At 72.1% G+C, this 19,626-nt stretch carries 19 protein-coding genes; 9 read left to right on the top strand and 10 right to left on the bottom strand.

Annotated elements, in window-relative coordinates:
• Window positions 1-3: 3 nt before the first annotated feature.
• The 3 genes from OG556_RS36320 to OG556_RS36310 form a co-directional block, all read right to left on the bottom strand.
• Window positions 4-432 carry an Hsp20/alpha crystallin family protein gene (locus OG556_RS36320; RefSeq protein ID WP_331744020.1) on the bottom strand — a complete coding sequence of 143 codons (429 nt, stop codon included), beginning with the start codon at window positions 430-432 and terminating at the stop codon, window positions 4-6.
• 65 nt (window positions 433-497) lie between these two features.
• A complete protein-coding gene (locus OG556_RS36315) occupies window positions 498-923 on the bottom strand; it encodes a CBS domain-containing protein (RefSeq protein WP_331744017.1) in 426 nt (141 codons plus the stop codon).
• Window positions 920-1,582 carry an OsmC family protein gene (locus OG556_RS36310; RefSeq protein ID WP_331744015.1) on the bottom strand — a complete coding sequence of 221 codons (663 nt, stop codon included), beginning with the start codon at window positions 1,580-1,582 and terminating at the stop codon, window positions 920-922. Before OG556_RS36310 ends, OG556_RS36315 begins: the two co-directional genes overlap by 4 nt.
• A gap of 276 nt (window positions 1,583-1,858) precedes the next feature.
• On the opposite strand from OG556_RS36310, the gene OG556_RS36305 reads away from it, so the two are divergent.
• Entirely contained in the window at window positions 1,859-2,845 is a 987-nt protein-coding gene (locus tag OG556_RS36305; RefSeq protein WP_331744013.1) for a hypothetical protein, read from the top strand.
• Between the two features lie 111 nt (window positions 2,846-2,956).
• On the opposite strand, the gene OG556_RS36300 is transcribed toward OG556_RS36305, so the two are convergent.
• Window positions 2,957-4,207 (bottom strand): IS701 family transposase, encoded by a 1,251-nt coding sequence (locus tag OG556_RS36300; RefSeq protein WP_331745405.1) that lies wholly within the window; start codon window positions 4,205-4,207, stop codon window positions 2,957-2,959.
• Between the two features lie 145 nt (window positions 4,208-4,352).
• Between OG556_RS36300 and OG556_RS36295 the strand changes: the two genes are divergently transcribed.
• Together OG556_RS36295 and OG556_RS36290 are read left to right on the top strand one after the other, a co-directional pair.
• Window positions 4,353-5,237 carry an IS982 family transposase gene (locus OG556_RS36295; RefSeq protein WP_331744010.1) on the top strand — a complete coding sequence of 295 codons (885 nt, stop codon included), beginning with the start codon at window positions 4,353-4,355 and terminating at the stop codon, window positions 5,235-5,237.
• Window positions 5,238-5,356: 119 nt separating this feature from the next.
• Entirely contained in the window at window positions 5,357-6,157 is an 801-nt protein-coding gene (locus tag OG556_RS36290) for a maleylpyruvate isomerase family mycothiol-dependent enzyme (RefSeq protein ID WP_331744003.1), read from the top strand.
• A gap of 131 nt (window positions 6,158-6,288) precedes the next feature.
• On the opposite strand, the gene OG556_RS36285 is transcribed toward OG556_RS36290, so the two are convergent.
• Window positions 6,289-7,152 carry a GntR family transcriptional regulator gene (locus OG556_RS36285; RefSeq protein ID WP_331744000.1) on the bottom strand — a complete coding sequence of 288 codons (864 nt, stop codon included), beginning with the start codon at window positions 7,150-7,152 and terminating at the stop codon, window positions 6,289-6,291.
• Between the two features lie 249 nt (window positions 7,153-7,401).
• Here OG556_RS36285 and OG556_RS36280 point away from each other — a divergent pair, with 249 nt between their 5' ends.
• Together OG556_RS36280 and OG556_RS36275 are read left to right on the top strand one after the other, a co-directional pair.
• On the top strand, window positions 7,402-8,607 hold the full coding sequence (locus OG556_RS36280) for a GDSL-type esterase/lipase family protein (protein WP_331743997.1): 1,206 nt from the start codon (window positions 7,402-7,404) through the stop codon (window positions 8,605-8,607).
• A 297-nt stretch (window positions 8,608-8,904) separates the two neighbouring features.
• Window positions 8,905-9,483 (top strand): hypothetical protein, encoded by a 579-nt coding sequence (locus tag OG556_RS36275; RefSeq protein ID WP_371523094.1) that lies wholly within the window; start codon window positions 8,905-8,907, stop codon window positions 9,481-9,483.
• A 77-nt stretch (window positions 9,484-9,560) separates the two neighbouring features.
• On the opposite strand, the gene OG556_RS36270 is transcribed toward OG556_RS36275, so the two are convergent.
• A complete protein-coding gene (locus OG556_RS36270) occupies window positions 9,561-10,649 on the bottom strand; it encodes an alcohol dehydrogenase catalytic domain-containing protein (protein WP_331745403.1) in 1,089 nt (362 codons plus the stop codon).
• 102 nt (window positions 10,650-10,751) lie between these two features.
• On the opposite strand from OG556_RS36270, the gene OG556_RS36265 reads away from it, so the two are divergent.
• A complete protein-coding gene (locus OG556_RS36265) occupies window positions 10,752-11,645 on the top strand; it encodes a LysR family transcriptional regulator (protein ID WP_331743991.1) in 894 nt (297 codons plus the stop codon).
• Window positions 11,646-11,781: 136 nt separating this feature from the next.
• Here the strand turns inward: OG556_RS36265 and OG556_RS36260 are convergent, their stop codons facing one another.
• From OG556_RS36260 to OG556_RS36245, 4 genes are all read right to left on the bottom strand, one after another.
• On the bottom strand, window positions 11,782-13,650 hold the full coding sequence (locus OG556_RS36260; protein ID WP_331743988.1) for an ATP-binding cassette domain-containing protein: 1,869 nt from the start codon (window positions 13,648-13,650) through the stop codon (window positions 11,782-11,784).
• Between the two features lie 96 nt (window positions 13,651-13,746).
• Window positions 13,747-14,181 (bottom strand): lasso peptide biosynthesis B2 protein, encoded by a 435-nt coding sequence (locus OG556_RS36255; RefSeq protein WP_331743985.1) that lies wholly within the window; start codon window positions 14,179-14,181, stop codon window positions 13,747-13,749.
• A complete protein-coding gene (locus OG556_RS36250) occupies window positions 14,178-14,423 on the bottom strand; it encodes a PqqD family protein (protein ID WP_371523198.1) in 246 nt (81 codons plus the stop codon). Before OG556_RS36250 ends, OG556_RS36255 begins: the two co-directional genes overlap by 4 nt.
• Before the next feature lie 56 nt (window positions 14,424-14,479).
• Window positions 14,480-16,207, bottom strand: coding sequence for an asparagine synthase-related protein (locus OG556_RS36245; RefSeq protein WP_331743979.1), 1,728 nt, complete (start codon window positions 16,205-16,207; stop codon window positions 14,480-14,482).
• A gap of 746 nt (window positions 16,208-16,953) precedes the next feature.
• Here OG556_RS36245 and OG556_RS36240 point away from each other — a divergent pair.
• From OG556_RS36240 to OG556_RS36230, 3 genes are all read left to right on the top strand, one after another.
• Window positions 16,954-18,081 (top strand): transcriptional regulator, encoded by a 1,128-nt coding sequence (locus tag OG556_RS36240; RefSeq protein ID WP_331743976.1) that lies wholly within the window; start codon window positions 16,954-16,956, stop codon window positions 18,079-18,081.
• Window positions 18,082-18,300: 219 nt separating this feature from the next.
• Window positions 18,301-18,894 (top strand): ASCH domain-containing protein, encoded by a 594-nt coding sequence (locus OG556_RS36235; protein ID WP_371523093.1) that lies wholly within the window; start codon window positions 18,301-18,303, stop codon window positions 18,892-18,894.
• A 389-nt stretch (window positions 18,895-19,283) separates the two neighbouring features.
• Entirely contained in the window at window positions 19,284-19,439 is a 156-nt protein-coding gene (locus OG556_RS36230; protein WP_331743970.1) for a hypothetical protein, read from the top strand.
• Window positions 19,440-19,626 lie beyond the last annotated feature (187 nt).

Here is a 19,626-nt window from a genome sequence, read left to right as displayed (position 1 = left end):
AGGTCAACCGCCCCGCGTGATCTCGATCGTGCGAGCGGGCTTTTCGGTCGCGCCGATCGGCGCGCGGACGGTCAGGACGCCCTGGTCGTAGGCGGCGGTGACGTCCTCCTCTCGGACACCGGCGGGGAGCCGGACACTTCGGGTGAACGAGCCGTAACGGAACTCGGAGCGCTGTTTGTCCTTCTTCTCCTCGGTGCGTGCGGCACGGACGGTCAGAACGTCGTTGTCCAAACTGACGGTGATGTCCTTGTCGGGGTCGACGCCGGGGAGTTCGGCCTTGAGCTGGTAGACGCCGTCGGTCTCGGACTCCTCGATGCGGATCACGTGCTCGCCTTCAGGCATGCGGAGGTCGAGCGGGAAGTCTTCGAAGAGGTCCGGCAGGGACGGCCACCGGTAGCCGAAGGGGAATCTTCTGAGCAGTTCACCGGCCATCTTGGCCTCCAGTGGATGCGAGTTGCGGTACTTCCGTGGTCGGGGGTCGGCCGGGTAGACGGGGATCAGGCGGAGGTCTCCCGGAGGGCGCTGCGGGAGACCGGGATCATCAGGTCGACGAGCCGTTCGACGACGTCGCGCAGCAGGTCGTCGATGGTGAGCATGCCGACCGGGCGGCCGTCGTCGAGGACTGGCAGGCGGCGGACGCCGGAGGTGCGGAAGGTGCGGTACGCGGTGTCGAGGTCGTCGTCGGCGTCCACGGTGGTGACCGGGGTGGTCATGAGGTCCGCGACCGGGTGCCCGGTGTCGTGCCCGTGAGCGAGCCCGCGGATGGTCAGGTCGCGGTCGGTGAGGATGCCCCGCAGTCGGCCGTCGTCGGTGACGAGGACGCAGCCGACCGCCTGCTGCTCCATCCGCCGGGCGGCTTCGAAGGCGGTCACGGTGAGGCCGACGGTGGCCGGCGGTGCGGTCATCAGCGCTGCGGCTTTCATGACGCCAGGGCCCCTTCGGTGTCGTTCAACGAGACCGTGACGTTCGGCGGGTGGTCGAACGTGTTCTTCACCGGGCAGTGGCGGACGACCGCGAGCAGGCCGGGTGCGCGGTCGGGCGGCAGGCTGGGGGCGGTGATCTCGATGGACACCGAGGCGATCCGGGCCGGGCCGTCCTGGGCCATGGTGTAGTCGGCGGTGATGCGGAGCCCGTCGCGGCTGAGATGGTGCCGGTCGAGGTAGCCTCCGGCGTAGTGGGCGGTGCAGGAGGCCAGCGCGGACGCGCACAGTTCGACCGGGGTCGGTGCGGCGTCGCCGCCGCCTGCCCGGACGGGCTGGTCGACGGTAACGGTGTGCGACCGGGCGCCGACGGCGTAGAGGTCTCCGGCGACGGGATCCACCTCGATCCGGCCTGGCCGCAGGGATTGGGGACGGTCGACGGCAGCGGCCTGGCGGAGCAGCATCCCCGCCAGCTCTCGGGCCTCGGCGGGAGTGAGCGAGATCCAGACCTCGCCCGTGTCGTAGGGTTTGCGGACCGTGTCGAGGACGACGCGGCCGGTGTCCGGCAGGACTTCGGGGGTGAAGCGGGACACCGCGACGGTGCGCCCGCTGGCGGTGTACATCAGCTGTTGGGTGGCGGTGCGGAAGTCGTCGGTCAGCACGGCCGTGCCTCCGGTACTCAGGGCCCGGCACGATGAACCGGGCCTCTCCCGTCCAGCAGACCGTCGCCGGGTGCGAGGCGGCAGGGCTGTTCGGCCCTCCGGTGGGCCCTATCCGCGGGGGCGGCGCAGGCCTGCCCGGCGAAGCCGGACGCGTCGGCGGGCACCGGTGTCCGCTCGGCCGTGGGGCCAGGGCCTTAGGGCCCTCGCTCGGCACCACCGGCTCGGCGGATGCTTGAATCACCGGCGCTCCCCGCCGAGAACAGGGAGTGATCAACCATGACCACCGAAACCGCCCTCACCACTGCGGATCTGCACCTGTTGGCCGAAGCCGGAGGCCTGGCCCCCTCGCTGCACAACAGTCAGCCCTGGCGCTTCCGTCCCACGCCCGACCTGCTCGGCCTGGAGGTCCACGCCGAGCTGAGCCGGGCCGTTCCGGCCGCCGACCCGGCCGGCAGGGCGCTGCACATCTCGATCGGCGCCGCCCTGTTCAACCTGCGGGTGGCCGCCGCCCACCTCGGCCGCGAGGCCGCCGTCCGGCTGCTGCCGGCCGGCGAAGGCGCGCAGCCGTGTGCCGTGCTCGACCTGTCCGCGCCGGCCCGCACACCGCTGCCCTTCGGCGCCGACCTCTACCCGGCCATCGCCGGGCGCCACTCCAGCCGGCAGCCGTTCACCGACCGGGACGTCCCCGAGGCACTGGTCGCCGAGCTCATCTCGGCGGGCCGGGACGAAGGCGTCACGCTCACCGTGCTGGAGGAGGACGGGGTGCGCCGGGTGCTCGCCCTCACCTCCGAGGCCGAGGGCCGGATCGCCGCCGACGTCACCCGCGAGGCCGAGACCCGCCGCTGGCTGCGGCTGGAGCCCTCCTACGACGGCATCCCGCTCGCCGCCCTCGGCTCGCACGACCGCGACGCCCGCGTCCCGATGCGCGGCTTCGCCGGTCACCCGCCGCGCCACAGCACCCCGGCCGAACGTTTCGAGGCGCTGCCGCAACTGGCCACCCTCACCACCCACCTCGACAGCCGGGCGGACTGGCTGCGCACCGGACAGGCCATGGAACGGGTGTGGCTGTTGGCCACCGTCCGCGGCCTGCGTGCCTCCGTCCTGCACCAGGCCGTCGAGATCTCCGACACCCGCTGGCGCCTGCGCGACCCGCACGAGGGACCCGGGCACGTCCAGCTCGTGCTGCGCCTCGGCTACGGCCCGTCCGGTGCGGCCAGCCCGCGTCGCCGGGTCGAGGACGTCCTCGACCCGGCGGAGGGCTAGTAGGGCTTGGTCAGGTTTGTATGGATTTGGGTATGTTGCGGTGGCAGGTGGGGCAGGCGCCGGCCCAGGTCGCGAGGAGGAACTGCATTTCGCGGACGACCTGGTAGAGACTCAGGCCGGTGCCGTTTCTTTTGGGGCACGGGCCAGCCTCCGCAGGGTGCAGAAGGCGTGGGCGAGGGCGACGAGGGTGACATGGTGGTGCCAGCCGTTGAAGGTGCGACCCTCGAAGTGGGCGAGTCCCAGGGCCTGTTTCATCTCCCGGTAGTCGTGCTCGACGCGCCAGCGGAGTTTGGCCAGGCGGACCAGAGTGGTCAGCGGGGTGTCGGCGGGCAGGTCGCAGAGCCAGAACTGCACCGGCTCGGGCTCCTTGGCGGGCCACTCGGCCAGCAGCCAGCACTCGGGCAGTTCCGCACCGTCGGCCCGGTCGCGGATCTCCCGTCCGGCGGGCCGGATCCGCAGCGCGACGAACCGCGAGTACATGCGTCTGCACCCGGTGCGGCCCCTGCCCGGGCGTGAGCCCTCGCGCCAGGACACCGGCCTGGCCGCACCGCGTCCCGCCTCGACGGCCAGCGTCTTCACGCTCTTCGCCGGATCGGGATACCGGGCCACCGGCGGCCGTCCGGTCCCGCTGTAGGGCGGGGTGAGGGGCCGGGCGGAGCCCGGCTGGGCGCTGAGGGTGGTGGAGATGCCCACGACGTAGTTCATCCCGCGCTCGTTCACGCCCAGCCGGAACGCGGCCGTGTCGCCGTAGCCGGCGTCCGCGACGGCCAGCGGGACGTGCACGCCCCAGGAACGGGTCTCGTCGATCATGTCCAGGGCGAGCTGCCACTTCTCCACATGCCCGAGATCCGCCGGGATGCCGCACCGCTGGCGGCGGGCCACCTTGAGCGGGTCGGCCTTGTCGGAGGCCGGGTCCCAGGGCTTGGGGAGGAACAGCCGCCAGTCGACGGCGGCGGAGGCGTGGTCGGTGGCCAGGTGCAGCGAGACGCCCACCTGGCAGTTGGTCACCTTGCCCGCGGTTCCGGTGTACTGCCTCGACACGCACGCGGAGGCGTCACCGTCCTTGAGGAAACCCGTGTCGTCGATGATCAGCGCCGTCGGCTTCAGCTCGGCCTGCATCCTCCAGGCCAGCCGGGCCCGCACATGCGCCGGGTCCCACGGGCTGGTGGTCACGAAGTGCGCCAGCGCCTGCCGGTTGCCGTCCTCACCAAGCCGCGCGGCCATCGGCTCCACCGACTTGCGCCGCCCGTCCAACAGCAGTCCCCGCACATACGCCTGCCCCCAGCGATGCTGATCCGCGCGCGTGAACGCTTCGAACATCTCCGCCGTGAACGCCGCCAGGTCCTCCCGGACCCCGGCCATCTCCTCAGGTGTCACACACCATCAACGACACAACCCGCCAACAGACACGCCACTACCGCACAGACCTGACCAAGCCCTACTAGATGAATGAGTCCGATTGTTGGGCTGGCCGCGACCATGACGAAGGGTGCCCGTTGGTTGGTTTGTGAAGACGAACCTGGACACCCTTCTGACGGCACTGTACGTGTTCATCGACGATCACATGGCCCCTCGTCACCGGATCGGGCGACCTCCGAGGCTCTCGGATGCGGAACTGCTGTGCCTGGCCGTGGCGCAGGTACTGCTCGGCTTCCCGTCGGCGAGGCACTGGCACCGCTTCGCGAGTGGCCGGCTGCGGCACCTGTTCCCGTACCTGCCGGGGCAGTCCGGCTACAACAAGCGTCTGAACGCGGCCGGCCCGCTCATCCCGCAGGTCGTCGGCGCACTGGCCCGGCAGGTGCCGACCTGGCACGACGACCTGCGGCTGATCGACTCCACGCCGCTGCCCTGCGCGGCCTCCCGTGAGACGGTCAAGCGCTCGGCCCTGGCCGGCACCGCAGGGTACGGCTACTGCGCCAGTCACTCCCGCTTCTTCTGGGGTCTGCGGCTCTACCTGTTGACCACGGCCGAGGGCATGCCGGTCAGCTGGTGCCTGGCCAACCCGAAACTCGGCGAGCGCGAGGTCATGGAGGCCATGCTCGGCCGTGACCGACACCTCGTGCGCCGGGGCCAGGTGATCCTCGGCGACAAAGGCTTCGCCGGAGCCGCGTTCGAGGCCTTCGTCACCGACGAGCTCGGCGCGCACCTGGTCCGGCCCGACCGCAAGGGCGAGCCTGCCCGATTCGGCAGGCTCGCCCGCGTCCGCCAGTGGATCGAGGCAGTCATCGACACCCTCAAGGGCCAGCTCAGTCTCGAACAGCACGGCGCACGAACCGAGGCCGGCGTCTTCGCCCGCACCGGTCAACGCCTGCTCGCCCTCGCCGCCGCGATCTGGCACAACTGGAACACCGGCGCCGCGCTCAAGCGCTCACTCATCGCCTATGACCACTGAGGACATCGGACTCATTCATCTAGGCGGGCGGTGGGAGGTGAGGACGTCCGCAATGGCCAACCGGCGGCGACCGTGAAAATCGCTGGTCGATCACCGGAGCACGGTGATAGACATCCGGCGTGGAAAAGAATCTCGGGCTTCCTGACCTGTTGCGACTGATCGATGAACGGTCGACCGCCTTCCGCGCCGCGGTCGCCGCCGCGCCCAGTCTCGATGCACAGGTGCCGACCTGCCCCGGGTGGACGCTGTTCGATCTGGTGAAGCACCTGGGTGGGGGAGACCGTTTCTGGGCCGCTATCGTCGGCGCGGGGCCTGCCGACGCTCCCCCGGCCGAGGCCGCCGCTGCGCGCGCCGCGCTGGAAGTGCCGCGCGAGCGTGAGGCCCTGCTGGCCTGGCTGGCCGCGTCGACGCAGCTCCTGCTGGGCGCCCTGCGCGAGGCGGGCCCGGAGAGCGGTTGCTGGACGTGGTGGCCCGCGTCGCAGTCACCGCGAACCTCCGGCGGTGTCGCCCGGCACCGGGTCCAGGAGATCGCGGTGCACACGTACGACGCCCGGCTCGCCGGGGGCGCTGCGCAGCCGCTGCCGGTCGAGGTGGCACTCGACGGTGTGGAGGAGTTCCTGTTCACCGTCTGCGGAACGCCGAGTGCCTGGCCGCACAAGCCCACGGCCTTCGACTTCCACTCCGCCGAGGGCCGCTCCTGGCGCCTCACGGTCGACGGCGACGGCGCACGCTCCGCCCGCATCCCGGCGCCCACCGCCGCGGCCGGCGAGGAGCCGGAGGCAGCCGGCGCGTCCGTCCATGGCACGGCCGGCGAGTTGGTCCTCTACCTGTACGACCGCATCAAGGCCGAGTCCTTGCGCGTGGACGGGGACGCAGGGCTGCTCGACCTGCTCCGCGCCTGGGAGCCGGAGGAGAAGTAGGACGTAGCGGGTCGGTGGCCCGGCGGCTTCACCGAGGCCGTCGGGCCACCGGGCTCTTGCCCCCGACGTCCCGGTTGTTCCGGTTGTGCCTGGTCACACCTGGTCACACCTGGTCACACCTGGGCGCAGCGTCAAATGCGGTCCGGATCACTTGCGACGGGAGAGAGGTGAGAGTCCCCGCGCGACGAGGCGCGTCTCGGCCGCCGGGTGTCCGCGCCGCCCGAGCCCTGGTCCGCCTGGCGCCACTCGCGGTAGCGCATCACGAAGCTGGCGTTCTCGCCGTAGATCCGCCGGCGTACGTGGAGGATCGGCCGCCCGTCCGGTGCGCAGCTGACCCCCTCGCGCAGGAGCAGCGGACTGCCGGCCGAGACGTCGAGCCGCTGCGCGTCGGCGATGTCGGCGGCGATCGCGCTGAACGAGCGCCAGTCGTATTCGAGTTCGATACCGATCGCCTCGGCCACCGCCACCGCGGTGTTCCGCGACTCCGTTGACTCCGCGAAGCCTGTGGGCAGCAGGTGCGTGGCCACCCAGTAGCTGTTCACGGCCCAAGGCTGGGCGGAGATCACGATCAGTGTGTCGATGCGAGTCAGCGCGCTCGTGGGCAGCCGTAGATGCTCGGCCGCCTGCCGGTCGGGCGCCGTGTCCGAGCCGACCGACACCTCCACGGCCCGTTCCTCGGTGCCCTTCAGACCGCGCACCGGCACGCTCTGGCTGCCGACATCGAGGCGGGCGCTGTTCGGGTCGACATCGATCGTGGCCCGCACGACCGGCCGGCGCACGAAGGTGCCGACCCCCCGCCTGATCTCGATCGCGCCCGCGCGGTCGAGATCGGCGATGGCCTGACGAATCATCAGGCGGTCGGCGCCGAACTGCCCGCACGGTTCCGGCTCGCTCGGCAGTCGGGAGCCCGGGGGGTACTCGCCGGTGTCGATGCGCTCCTGGATGGCGTGGGCGAACTGGAGGCACAACGGACCGTTGTTCCGTGGCGTCGGCACGTGGCGAATCCTACGGAGCCGCGGTCCTGGGTTCAGTCCGGATTCGCATCCGTGAAGTTCTCCTGTTGTTCAACCGGGTGCGGTTCGGCGAGGGATAGCATCTGCAGCCTGGACATCTAGACGTCTAGATGTCTTACCGGAGCCTCAGCAGGCCCTGCACAGCCGCCTGCTGAAGGGCCCTGGCCCCCGGCACCCCCCCCATCGAATGAATCGCAACACCACGACAACCCCGACGGGCAGGCCGACACCATGCACCGCCAGCACGATCCGCACGCCTGGATCACCACACCCATCACCGCGGACCTCCTGCGCGGAGCCCTCGACCTGGAGCAGACCGAGCGCGGCCTGCTGCCGCACCGACTGCCCGCCTGGGCCCGCGCCCAGTGCGCCGACCCGCAGCTGGCCAGGGCGGAGTCCCAACCCTCCGGTGTACGGCTGGCCTTCCGCACCCGGGCCACCGCCGTCGAACTGGACACCCTGCCGACCAAGACCGCCTACGTGGGTGCCCCGGCGCGCCCGGACGGCGTCTACGACCTGCTCGTCGACGGCCGCCTGGCCGGTCAGGCCGGCGTGACCGGTGGCGACACGCTGACCATCGACATCACCGCCAGGACCGCCAAACGCCGCCCAGGCACCGCCGGCACTCTCCGCTTCAGCGACCTGCCCGACCGGGTCAAGGACGTCGAGATCTGGCTGCCCTACAACGAGACCACCGAACTCGTTGCACTGCGGACCGACGCCCCCGTCGAGCCCGCGCCGGACCGAGGCCGCAAGGTGTGGCTGCACCACGGAAGTTCCATCAGCCACGGCTCCGACGCCGCCGGTCCCACCACCACCTGGCCCGCTCTGGCCGCCGCCCTCGGCGGCGTGGAACTGATCAACCTGGGCCTGGGCGGCAGCGCCCTGCTCGACCCCTTCACCGCCCGCACCATGCGGGACACCCCCGCCGACCTGATCAGCGTCAAGATCGGCATCAACGTGGTCAACCACGATCTGATGCGCCTGCGCGCTTTCACCCCCGCCGTCCACGGCTTCCTCGACACCATCCGCGACGGCCACCCCCGAACGCCGCTGCTGGTCGTCTCGCCCATCCTGTGCCCCATGGTCGAGGACACACCCGGCCCCAGCACGATCGACCTCACCGCTCTCAGCGCCGGACAACTCTGCTTCCGGGCAACGGGCGACCCCGCGGAGCGCGCGAGCGGAAAGCTGACGCTGGGCGTCATCCGGGACGAGCTGGCCCGCATCGTCGAACAGCGGGCCGCCGACGACCCGAACCTCCACTACCTCGACGGCCGCGACCTCTACGGACCGGCCGACGCCGCCGGCCTCCCGCTGCCCGACCAACTCCACCCGGACGCCGCCACCCACCACCACCTGGCCCAACGCTTCGCCACCCTCGCCTTCACCACCCCGGGCCCCTTCGCCCCGCAGCCTGCGAAGCGTGGCGAGTAGGCGCGCCACGGCCGCCCGTCATGCCGCCCTTCGACCGCGAGGCCCACAAGCCGCGCAACACCGTCGAAGGGGTCCAGTACTGGCAGGCGTCTGTGATCGGGTGATCCGAGCCCGCTCGGCCGGGCTCCGCAGCGTCCTCGTCCAGCACGAGGTTCAGAGCGAGGTTCGGCGCGAGCCGGCACAACCAGACGCGGTGCCAGCCGACTTGTCGGTGTTCGACCGGCCCCGACGGGAGCCGCACGGCCGTTGACCCATCCCCCTGCGAGGCCGGGGCGAGGGCGGCGTAGTGTGCGCAGTGTGAATGAACTGATCTTCCGGGGGAAAGACAGATTCCGCCCGGACTGGTCCGACCTCGGGCCGGTGCTCATCGTCGTCACGGCCGAACTCGTCGCCGGCCACCTGAAGTTCCACCTCGGCCTCGGCCCCATGGTCCTACTCGTCGGCGGGACGGTGGTGTTGGCCGCCGCGAGTCGCCTCCTCTCCATGCGGTACTGGAGCAGGGTCGGCACCGACGGAGTCACCATCAGCTGGGGGTTCGGCCGCGGCCGCACCTACTCCTGGCAACAGATCTCCTGGATCGACGTGTCGGAGTTCCAAGGCCGCGGCGCGCCCACACGTGTGGCCCGGGTCCACACCACCGACGGCCGGCGCCACTGGATGTCCACCGTGATGGCCAGCGACCTCCACCCGTCGGAGGACTTCGACGCCGACTTCCGGCGGGTCGTCGACTGGTGGAAGCACAGCACCAGTCCGAGCCAGCGCGTCCTTCCGGAGAAGCGCTTCCGGGACTGGCTGACGCCCATGCGGGCCGCGGTGCTGTGCACCATCGTCCTCGCCGTCGTCCTCTTCGTCTTCACCGTGGTGCTGGCCCAGTAGCCACCTGAACGCGTCGGCCCGGCTCCCCGGACGAGCGCTGGGCCGTGGCGCTGACGTGTGGAGATCAGCCGGCCCGGTCAGCGAGCCGGTGGGATGAGGGCGGTGCGGTCGAACGGGCCACCATGTGAGGCGGCGTACGCGACGGCGTCGTTGACGGCACTGAGGCCGAAGGACCGGACCCGTTCGGGGGCGAGGTCCAGGGCGCCCGAGGCGAGGAGCCGGATGATGCCGACGTTCGCCGTCCGCGGGTACATCCACTGGCCGCGCACGGTGACCGAGTTGCGCATGATCCATGGGTACGGGAGCGCGAGGTCGTCGCCACCGAGCATGCCGACGCCGCCCATGAGAACGACGCGGCCGTACTCGCGCACGGTCATGGCTGCCGTGCGCGCCACCGAGCTGGGTGCGCTCGGCGGCAGCAGGTCGATCACCATGTCGATCGGGCCGTCGCCCGCCGCGGACATCGCCGCGCGGTCGCCGGCCTCGTCCCCGGTCAGCGGGATGGGGCGCACCCGCGGGCCGAACCGGTCCGCGAGGAGGTCGAGCGCGGCCCGGTTGCGGCCGGGGGCGACCACCCGGCCCGCCCCCATCGCGAGCGCGACCGCGACCGCACTGCTGCCGAGGTTGCCGGTGGCCCCGCTGACGAGCAGCGTCTCACCGGCCGCGAGCCCGCCGGCCAGCAGCCCGCCGTACGGGATGACGTGAACGCCGAGCGCGGCCCAGCGGGCCGGGTCGTCCCCCGCCGCCGCGGGCAGCGGGAAGACGTTCTCCGTCGGGACCCGCATGAGCTCGGCGAACGATCCGTCGTGCAGGTGCCGGGCGAGCCGCGCGCCGCCCTCGCCGCGGGAGCTCCAGCCCTGGAGCGTGATGTCGGGCGTCAGGGCGTCATCCCGCGAGCGCACCGTGCAGTCGCACCACACCAGGTCGCCGGGGCGCAGCCGGGTGGCGTCCGGGCCCACGTGGACGACCCGTCCGACCCCGCCGATCCCGGGCACCACGGGAGGGACCAGGGGGTAGTTCCGCTCGCCGCTGAAGACCTCGGCCGCGTACGGGGCCACGCAGGTGGCGAGTACCTCGACCACCACCTCGCCGCCGCCGGCCTCGGGGTCGGGCACCTCCCGCACCGTGAGCGGGGCGCCGAACTGCGTCAGGACTGCTGCTCGCACGTGATGACCTCCGTGTTCGTCGAGTTCGTCGAGTTCGACCCTAGAAACCCGGGAGAGCATGCGGGAAGCGACGATCAAGCATCTGTGGTATGCGTATGCCGCATGGATATCTCCAGCACGGGCCTGCGGGTCCTGCAGCAGATCGCCGAGTCCGGCAGCTTCACCGCGGCAGCCGCCCGGCTCGGTTACACCCAGTCGGCGATCTCACGCCAGGCCGCCTCCCTCGAACGGAGCGCGGGCACCACCCTGTTCGAACGCCGCCCCGACGGGGTGCGGCTCACCCCCGCGGGCCTGACCCTGCTGCGCCACGCCCGCACGATCCTGGACTGCCTGACGGCGGCCGAGCACGACCTCACCGGCACCGCCCCGCGGACCGAACTGGTGCGGCTGGGACTGTTCCTGAGCGCGGGCGCGGCCATCTTGCCTCCCGCCCTCGCCCGCCTCGCGGCAACCGACCCGCGGATCACGGTCACCACGACCGAGGGCACCACCCCCACCCTGGTCCGGGCACTGCGCGCGGGCTCGATCGACCTCGCCGTCCTGACGTCCCGCCCGCCCCACCGGCCCTTGGACGGCGAGTCGCCGCGCCTGCACGTCGAGACCGTCATGGACACCGAACTGGTCGTTGCGGTGCCTTCGACCGGAGCGTTCGCCGGCCGCACCGAGGTGCACGTCGACGAACTGGTCGACGCCCCGTGGATCGCCGCCCCGGCGTCGAACTCCGAGCCACTGCTCGGCGTCTGGCCCGGCCTGCCCGCACGTCCGCACATCGTCCACAGCGCGCGCGACTGGCTGACGAAGCTCCAACTGGTCGCCGGCGGCTTCGGGGTGACGACGGTGCCCTCCCGGCTCTCCCCGGTGCTGCCGCCCGGGGTGAGCCTGCTGAACGTCGAAGGCACACCTCCCGAGCTCCGCCGCGTCCTCGTAGTGCGCCTCCCCGGCCGCCCGACCCCGGCGGTCACGGCCGTCACCCGAGCCATCACCTCGACCGCCTGACACGCGCCGCCGGTCCCCTCGGCCCCGGCGCCGCCGCCGGTTGAGGGCGAGTGGGCCCCTCCTACCGGGCCGCCCGCGCCGCCGCCCGCCCGCGCCGGCACCCTTGGGCCGTAGTCGGCCAGGTGCGGGACAGGGATCAGTGCCCCTCCTGGAGCTTCAGGAGATCGTGGAACAACCCTGGGCTGGTGGAGAGTTCACTCCAGGACCCGGTCTGCACCACCCGGCCGTGCTGAAGGACGACGATCAGGTCCGCGGCGCGGGCGTTCGACAGCCGGTGCGTGACGAACACGGTGGTCCGGCTCGCCGCGAGGGACCTGAGGCGGTCGAACACCCGGCGCTCCGCCCTGGCGTCCATGGCGGCCGTCGGCTCGTCCAGGACGAGTACCGGGGCGTCGCGGTGGAACGCCCTTGCGACGGCGAGGCGCTGCCACTGGCCGCCCGAGAGGTCGTGCCCACCCCACCAGGAGCGGGCGAGGGAGGCGTCCAGACCGTGGGGGAGCCGGGCGACGACTTCGTCCGCGCCGGCGGCCTCGGCGGCGGCGAGGACCTTCGCGTCGGTGCTCGCCTGGCCGAGCGTGATGTTCTCCCGCACGGCCAGCGGCCACCGGGTGTAGTCCTGCGGGACGACGGCGAGCTGGCCGAACAGGCTCTCCGGGGTGGCCCCGGCGAGGTCCTGGCCGTCCCAGGCGACGGTGCCCGCCGTCGGCAGGTACAGGCCGGTGAGGAGTTTGGCCAGGGTGGTCTTCCCGGAGCCGTTCTCCCCGATCAGGGCCACCATCTCGCCTCGGCGGAGGGTGAGATTGATGCCGTCGAGGGCGGGGCGGTCCGTACCGGGGTAGGTGAACTGGACGTTGGTCGCGGTGATGGTCGCTGGGGCGGCGGTGATCCGTGCGGTGCCGCGGCGGTTCGCCCAGGAGTCGGCGACCCGCAGGAAGTTGGTCCAGTCGTCCAAGGCCAGGCAGGTGCGGAACAGCCCGGCCCCGGCGGCGAGCAGGCCGGCGGAGGCGGCCGAGGCGGTGCGCAGGGCGAGCGCGGCGGCGCCGGCGGCGGCTGGATCGGTGCGGCCCGTGGTGGCCAGCCACAGCAGCACGGCCCAGGTCGCTGGGGCGGCCGCCGCGGTGATCGTGTCGCCGGCCCCCTTGGCCAGCAGCGCCCGGCGGGCCCCGGCGAGTTGTTCGGCCTCCAGCCGTGCGGACACGGTGCGGTACTGCTCGGTGAGGTAGGGGCCCATACCGTTTGCCCGGACCTCGTCGGCGGTGGTCCGCTCGGTGGTGTAGCCGCGCAGGACGCCACGCAGCCGGGCGTCGGCGAGGGCGCGGTGGTGCGCGGCGTGCTCGATCCGGGCGGCCCGCACCGCGCCCCACGCTGCGGGCAGCGCGGCGGCGAGCAACAGCGGCAGCAGCGCGGCATGCAGGTAGGCGAGAAACGCGGCACCGGCTGCCAGACGGGCGGCTGCGGCGGTGAGGTGTTGGGCGTCGGTGATCAGGTCGCGGGTGCGTTCGGTGCCGTCGGTGGCGGCCTCGTACGCGGTGGCGAACGCCGGGTCCTCGTAGGCGATCAGCTCCGCGCGGGTCGCGGCGGCGATCACCTGGAGGTCGGCCTCGCGGACGACCCGGGGGGCGAGGCGGGCGGCGGCGGCCTGTGCGACGGCGTCCGCGAGGTAGCGCCCGACGACGACGGCGCCGAGCAGGGCCAGCGGCCAGACGTTCGCGGCCAGCGCGGCGCGCAGGCCGCCGGTGGCGAACAGCGCGGCCAGGAGCCGGGTGGTCGCACCCAGGGCGGCGACGGTCAGAGCGGCCGTCACCGCCTGCGCGGTGAGCAGCAGGACGACGGTGGGGCGGTCGGTGCGCCAGCCCAGCACCAAGGCCTGGCGCAGGGCGGCCGGCAGGCGGCGGGCGATGCTGCCGGTGCTGACGGCGCGCGCGACGGCGTCGTGGCGGTCGGCCTCCAGCGCCATGTGCGGGACCTGGCCGGTCGGGGCCAGCGGGAGAACGGGAGCGGTCACCAGGACATCAGGGGCCACGGCGCGATAGCCGGGCAACCAGTTTCCCGAACCATCCAGGGAATCACGAGAGTTCAGCGAGCCATGGCGTCAACTCCGCTATGAGGGATTCACTCGCTCGGGGAATCGTGCGACGGGTGTCCACGGGCGGTCGCCCGCGTCCCCGGTGTCCCGGCCTGCTGCTCCTCCCGGAACTTCGGCCCAGGCGTGTGCGGCGTCGGGGAGGAACCGGGCGCCGTAGACCAGATCGGCTCGGCGGCCCGCCAGCGCGCACGCCAGCACAGTGGCCAACCCCACCTCCGTGCACGCGATCCGCCCGGGCCACCACCGGGGCACCACCGCGAGGACCGCGTCGTACCGCCCCTCCAGCACGGCCACGCTCGCGTACCGTGCGCGCCCCAGCGGGCGGAGCACCGCCAGACGGTGACGCAGTGGCAGCCGGTGCAGCACCAGCGACGCGGCCAGCGCCAACACGGCAGCGAACCGGGTGCGCCGGCGGACAGGTGGCCTGGCGGCCGGCGTCATCACGGTCATCGCGTGCTCCTGAGCCGCCGCCACCACGGCCGCCGTGGCAGCGGGGCGTTCAGGTCGGTGAGCAGGCCACGCTCGACCATGCCGGCGACGGCTGCCACGATCTTCTCCCGGACGGTGGCCGGGTCCGCGTCGACGGGGACGGCGATCTCCTCGGCGAGCCCTTCGGTACCGCCGCGATGCACGATCGCCTGCCAGATCCGGGAGGCCGCCGGGTCGAGCATCACCCAGGTCCCGGCCTGCACGTTCAAGACGGCGGTCCGGCTGTTCGCTGTGGCATGCCGCACGTGCGGCGAGACGGTCAGCATGCCGCTGCCAACGGCACCGAGGCGGACACCGACCCGCGCAGCCACTGGCACACGATCACCAGGTGGTGGAGGTCGGCGATCGGGTCGGCCGTGCGCCCGGCCGCAGTCTCCGCGAGCGCGGAGCGCACCGCCCCCGCGTTGACCAGCCCGGATGCGGCCAGGGCATTGTCGGTCACCAGCTCCTCTAGAGTGCGGCGGTGGCGAGCTAGACCCTGGATGCGTTGCGCGGTGAATGAGCCCTTCGAGCGTCGCCCGATCAGCCAGTCTGGCAGCTCCACCGCGGCGGCCAGAACCGGCTTGTAGGTGTAGGTGCCCCGGCGGCGGTAAGCGGGGATCGCGAAGGCGGCGCGCACCACCTGGTTGTCGAGGAACGGGTGCACCGGCCGGACGCCGATGGCGTCGTACAGTGGGGCGGCGGCGCGGGCATCGTCCCCGACCGCCCACAACGCTGCCCACTGGTCCACGTCGTCGGCGAAACCGTCGTGCACCGGCTCGCCCCACGTGCCATCCAGGAGGTCGGCGACCGCACGCCGCCCTGGGGCGGTCAGCCATCCGGCCCCCTGCCCCGGGCGGCACCAGGCCCACCCGGGGGACGTCGGCGGCAGCCCTCCGGCCCGCAACTGCCGCGCCGTCGTCCCTGCCGCCCGGGAGGGCGTGGAGGCCGCCGCCTTCTTGAGCGACTGCCAGTACGGGCCGGGCGCCACGTTGCGCAGCCGCGCGAAGTCGTGCGCGCCGCGCCGGGCCTCGCCCGACATGCGGCGCTGGATCTGTCCGACCCAGCACGCCGCCGACGAGTCCAGCACCACATCCCCGCCGTGCCCGGTCAGGTGCACGGGCAGACCGGCCACGGGCTCCAGGTAGCACCGGTCCATCCCCAGGTTCACCACCGCTGCGGCGGGTTCTGCGGTGGCCGGCGCACTTTTCAGGCCGAACGGCAGCTCGCTGCTCCCGCCCTGTGCGATCGTGTGCCTGACCCCCGTGTGCACCGCCACCCGCGCCGCGTAGAGAGCGTCCTCCGCGCTGGTGAGCGCATCGGTGTAGGTGACCGCGTGCACCGAACCGACCTCGGCGGCGAGCAGCACGGACGCCGACGAATCCAGCCCTCCGGACAGATCCGCCCCCACCGGCCCGCCCGCCAGCCGTACCCTGCGCTGCACCGCGACCCGCAGCGCCTCACCGAGCCGCCCCGCCCCGGCCACCACGTCCTTCTCCGGTCCCACATTCCGGACATCGACCAGGCGCACCCCGCTCCGGTCCAGGACCAGACCCCACCCACCCGGCACCCGCTGTACCCCGGCCCACGGACTGCGGGTCGGCCAGTGCTGACCACCAACCGCCAAGCGGGCGGCCAGCAGCTCCAAATCCACCGACGCCCCCACACGGGCGGCCAGCCGGGCCAGGTCGCTCGACCACACCACCCCAGCCGCTCGGTCCCGGGCGTGCCACAGCCCCCGCACACCGGCCAGGTCACCGCACACGAACCGGCGCCCGCCTGCCTGCTCGGCCACCACCCAGTACGAGCCCGCCCAGCCCGTCAGCTCCGCCCAGCGCCCCGCGGCAACCGCATCCAGCGCGGCACGCAGCCGCGCCAGTTCCGCGCCGCAGTCACCGGCTATCGCCAATCGCCCCCGCTCGTCGCTGACCTCGCGCACTGCGACGCCGCCGCCGAACACCGGACGGCCTGACAGCCCTGGCCCACCGCTCTCGATCCACTCGATCACAACGCCTCCTCCACCGCCGACCGTCTTCGTTCATGAACCGGGGGTCCGGCTCGGCTTCCCGCCGTGCCGGACCCCTTGCTCGCCACCTGTCCCGGGCGCTCTGCGCGGGACGTCGGCGGCTACTCGAAGTAGTTGTCCTTGTCGCTGTCGTTGCTGCGGTTGCGGCCGTTGGTCAGCGCGTCGGCCTCGTGCTCGCCGAACTGCGGGTCGAAGACCTCGTCCGTCAGCAGGTTCTCCATCGTGATCTCCTCTGGGAGGTGGACCGTCCGGCGCTCGCCGGCTGACCACAAAGACACCGCATCCGGCTGCTGCGGTGACAGGCGCGCGACTGCTGCACTCCCGTGCGGACCAGCACCGCGGAGCCCGCTGCGGGCTGCTGCGTTTTGCTGCGAACAGCCCTTCAGTGCCACGTGGTTGACTGCCCGGGGCGTACGCTGATGACCCTGAACTGCACGGCACAACGCCACCGAGCAGAGGGGGAGCCTCCGGTGCCCGCATCCGGACGACGCCCGAACAACGCCCTGGCCCACTGGGTCACCCGCACCGGGGCCAGCCACGAGAGAGTCGTTCGGGAAGTCGGCAAGGTAGCCCGCGAGCACGGCCGGAACGACATCCAGCCCGACCGCTCCCGTGTGCCCCGGTAGATCGCGGGCGAGGAGCCGCGGGCACCCATCCCCGAGTACCTGGCCAAGGCGCTCGGACGCCTCAGTACTCCCCAGGTTCTCCTTGCCCCGGCCGACATCGGTATGACGGGCCGACCGGCGGTCGGCATCGCCTCGGCCTGGTCGGGAGCGGCGGTCGTCGCAGCGATCATCGACACCACCCGGAGCGACGCCATGACCGACGACACCACCCCCAGCCGCGCCCGCCTCCTCGCCGGCCCGGAACTGCTCGCCGCCGTGCAGCCCTGGCTCCACCTCCCGGACGCCGAACTCCCCAACCCCACCAGGCCGGGCCGCCTCGGCATTTCCGACGTCCAGAGAATCCGTGCCACCACCGATGCCTTCCGCACACTCGACAACGCGCACGGCGGAGGCCTCAGCAGGAGAGCCGTCGTCGGCCAGCTCCACGACGTCACCGAACTCGCCAAACAGGGGCGCGTCAGTGACAAGGTCGGACGCGAGCTGTTCGTCGCCGTCGCCGACCTCGCCTCCGTCGCCGGTTGGATGACGCACGACACCGGACGGCACGCCGAGGCCCAGGAGTACCTGCTGCTCGGCCTCCAAGCGGCCAAAGCCGCGGGACCGGCGGGCGCCGGAATCGCCGGGCACCTTCTGAACTGCCTCGCCAGGCAGGCAAACCATCTGGGGCGCACGGCCGACGCTCTCGACCTCGTCCAAGCCGGGCTGTACGGAACCCGCAAACGGCCCGCCGACCGGCTGCGCGCCGTCCTGGCAACCCTGGAAGCCCGCTGCCACGCCACCCTCGGCGACCTGCCCGCCGTCGAGCGATCCATCGCGGTCGCCGAACACGCCCTCGACTCCGACACCGAGATCCCTACCTGGGTGGAATGGTTCGACCAAGCCGAGTACGAGGTTACCGTCGGCGTGTGCGAGCTGATCGCCGCCGAGCACGACATCGACCGGGCCCGACGGGCGATCACCGGCATCCAATCGGGCACCGTGCTTCGCCCGGTCGAGCGGACACGCAGCAGGGCCTTCGACCAGATCGCTCTGGCCCGCGCGTACGTCCGCGCCCGCGAGTTCGACGGCGCGGACACCGCAACCGCAGCGGCCCTACACCTGTTCGGCCACGTCAACTCCACCCGGATCACCGACCGCCTCCACGAGCTCGACGAAGAACTCGCCGCCGTGCAGGGGTCCAGTGCGGCCCGCTCCGCGCGCGACCGAATCAGCTCGGCAACCGCTTCCTGACCTCGTCAGCGCCTGACCTGCCAGGGGGAGAAGGCACGGCATCTCCCGGGAACCGCAGCCAGACCGGCCGCCCGAGCGGGCCTGCCCTCAACTCCACGGCGGCGGGGCACAACAACGTTCGGAGAAACAGGACCAGTGGCACATTCATGGGACGACGCAGACCGCCTCGTCGGCTGGCTGGACAGTGACGCCACGCTGCCGCCCGAACAGGAACAGCTGATGCGCATCCTCAAGATCAGCGAGGAAGCCGGCGAGGTCAGCGAAGCCGTGGCCGATCTCCTCAACTCCGACCCGCGCAAGGGCCACAGCCGCACTGAGGCCGACGTCCAGGCCGAGCTGTGCGACGTGATCCTCACCGCCATGGTCGCCCTGCGCAGCCGCACCCCTGACTCGGACCAGATCTTTCGCGCACACCTTGACCGGGTCACCCGTCGCTCTCTGCCCAACTATCGCGGCCCGACCGGAACACATGACCTGCACCTCTTGCCCGAATACCACCAACTGATCGCCTCCGGCGCGAAGACCGTCGAGGTCCGCACCGCCAGCCCGGCCAAAGCAGCGATCCGCCTCGGCGACACGATCACCTTCCGCACTGACCACGACGGCCCGGTCACCTGCGAAGTCGCCCGCGTCAGCCGCTACCCGGACTTCACCAACCTCCTCGACCACGAGGACCCGGCCGCGATTAACCCGACCACCGATCAGGACGGCACCCTCGCGGCCCTGCGCGACATCTACTCCGTCGAGAAGGAGCAGTGTGGTGCTCTCGCCATCGAGATCGTCCTGCTACCCGTCGACGGCCCTGGTCGGTAGCCGGCCGCGGCGGCGCCAGCGAACCTGGACGCCGCCCCAGCTCACCAGCCTTCGAACAGAACGGACAATGCGCGGCACGTCCTCCTGGAAGCGAGCCCACCGCTGAGCACCACCAGCGAAGCACGACACCGCCGTCGTGCACCGTCTCGATCGGCCTTGGGGCCAACGGCATTGGCGTTGCGGCCGACACCGCAGACCTGTTTCTTGGTGGGTCGGCAGGAGGATGGGGTAGAACAGCAAGCACGGTCCGGCGCACTTCATTTGCGTCGGACCGTGGCCAACTCGAACTGTCTGCTGGGCGAGTTCGAGGTCGAAACTCGCCGTTTGCCACTGCCGTGAGGGAGGCGGTGTGTGCCTCGGGATCCAGGGCCAGGGCGGGTCCATCAGGGGTGCGATGTGTCCGCTGCGCCCGGTGCGCCCGCTACCTTGACGCCCCCACCCACCCCGTCATCGCGCAGGCGGTCCGCGACGCCGTCGTCGTCGAGAACCAGGGCCTGCCGTTCGCTCTCTCGGCTGTCGCCGTGCTGTCGTCCATCCCGAACTGACCGACACGAACACGCGACGTTCCCCCGAAAGCTCATTGGCGACATCCTGAACCACCCGGTCCCGGACTCCGGGGCCATGGCGCCGAGGCGTCCCGTCACCCCGCGAACCCGGTGAAATCTGAGCTCGCCGGCGCCGCTGATGGCGACCCCGACACCCGTCCGGGCCACCATCCGCGAACCGAAGCGA

It is taken from the genome of Kitasatospora sp. NBC_01300, from assembly GCF_041435235.1.
Taxonomy (GTDB): Bacteria; Actinomycetota; Actinomycetes; order Streptomycetales; family Streptomycetaceae; genus Kitasatospora.
Note: the sequence above shows the minus strand (reverse complement) of the source record. Positions and strands in the feature narration are given on the sequence as shown.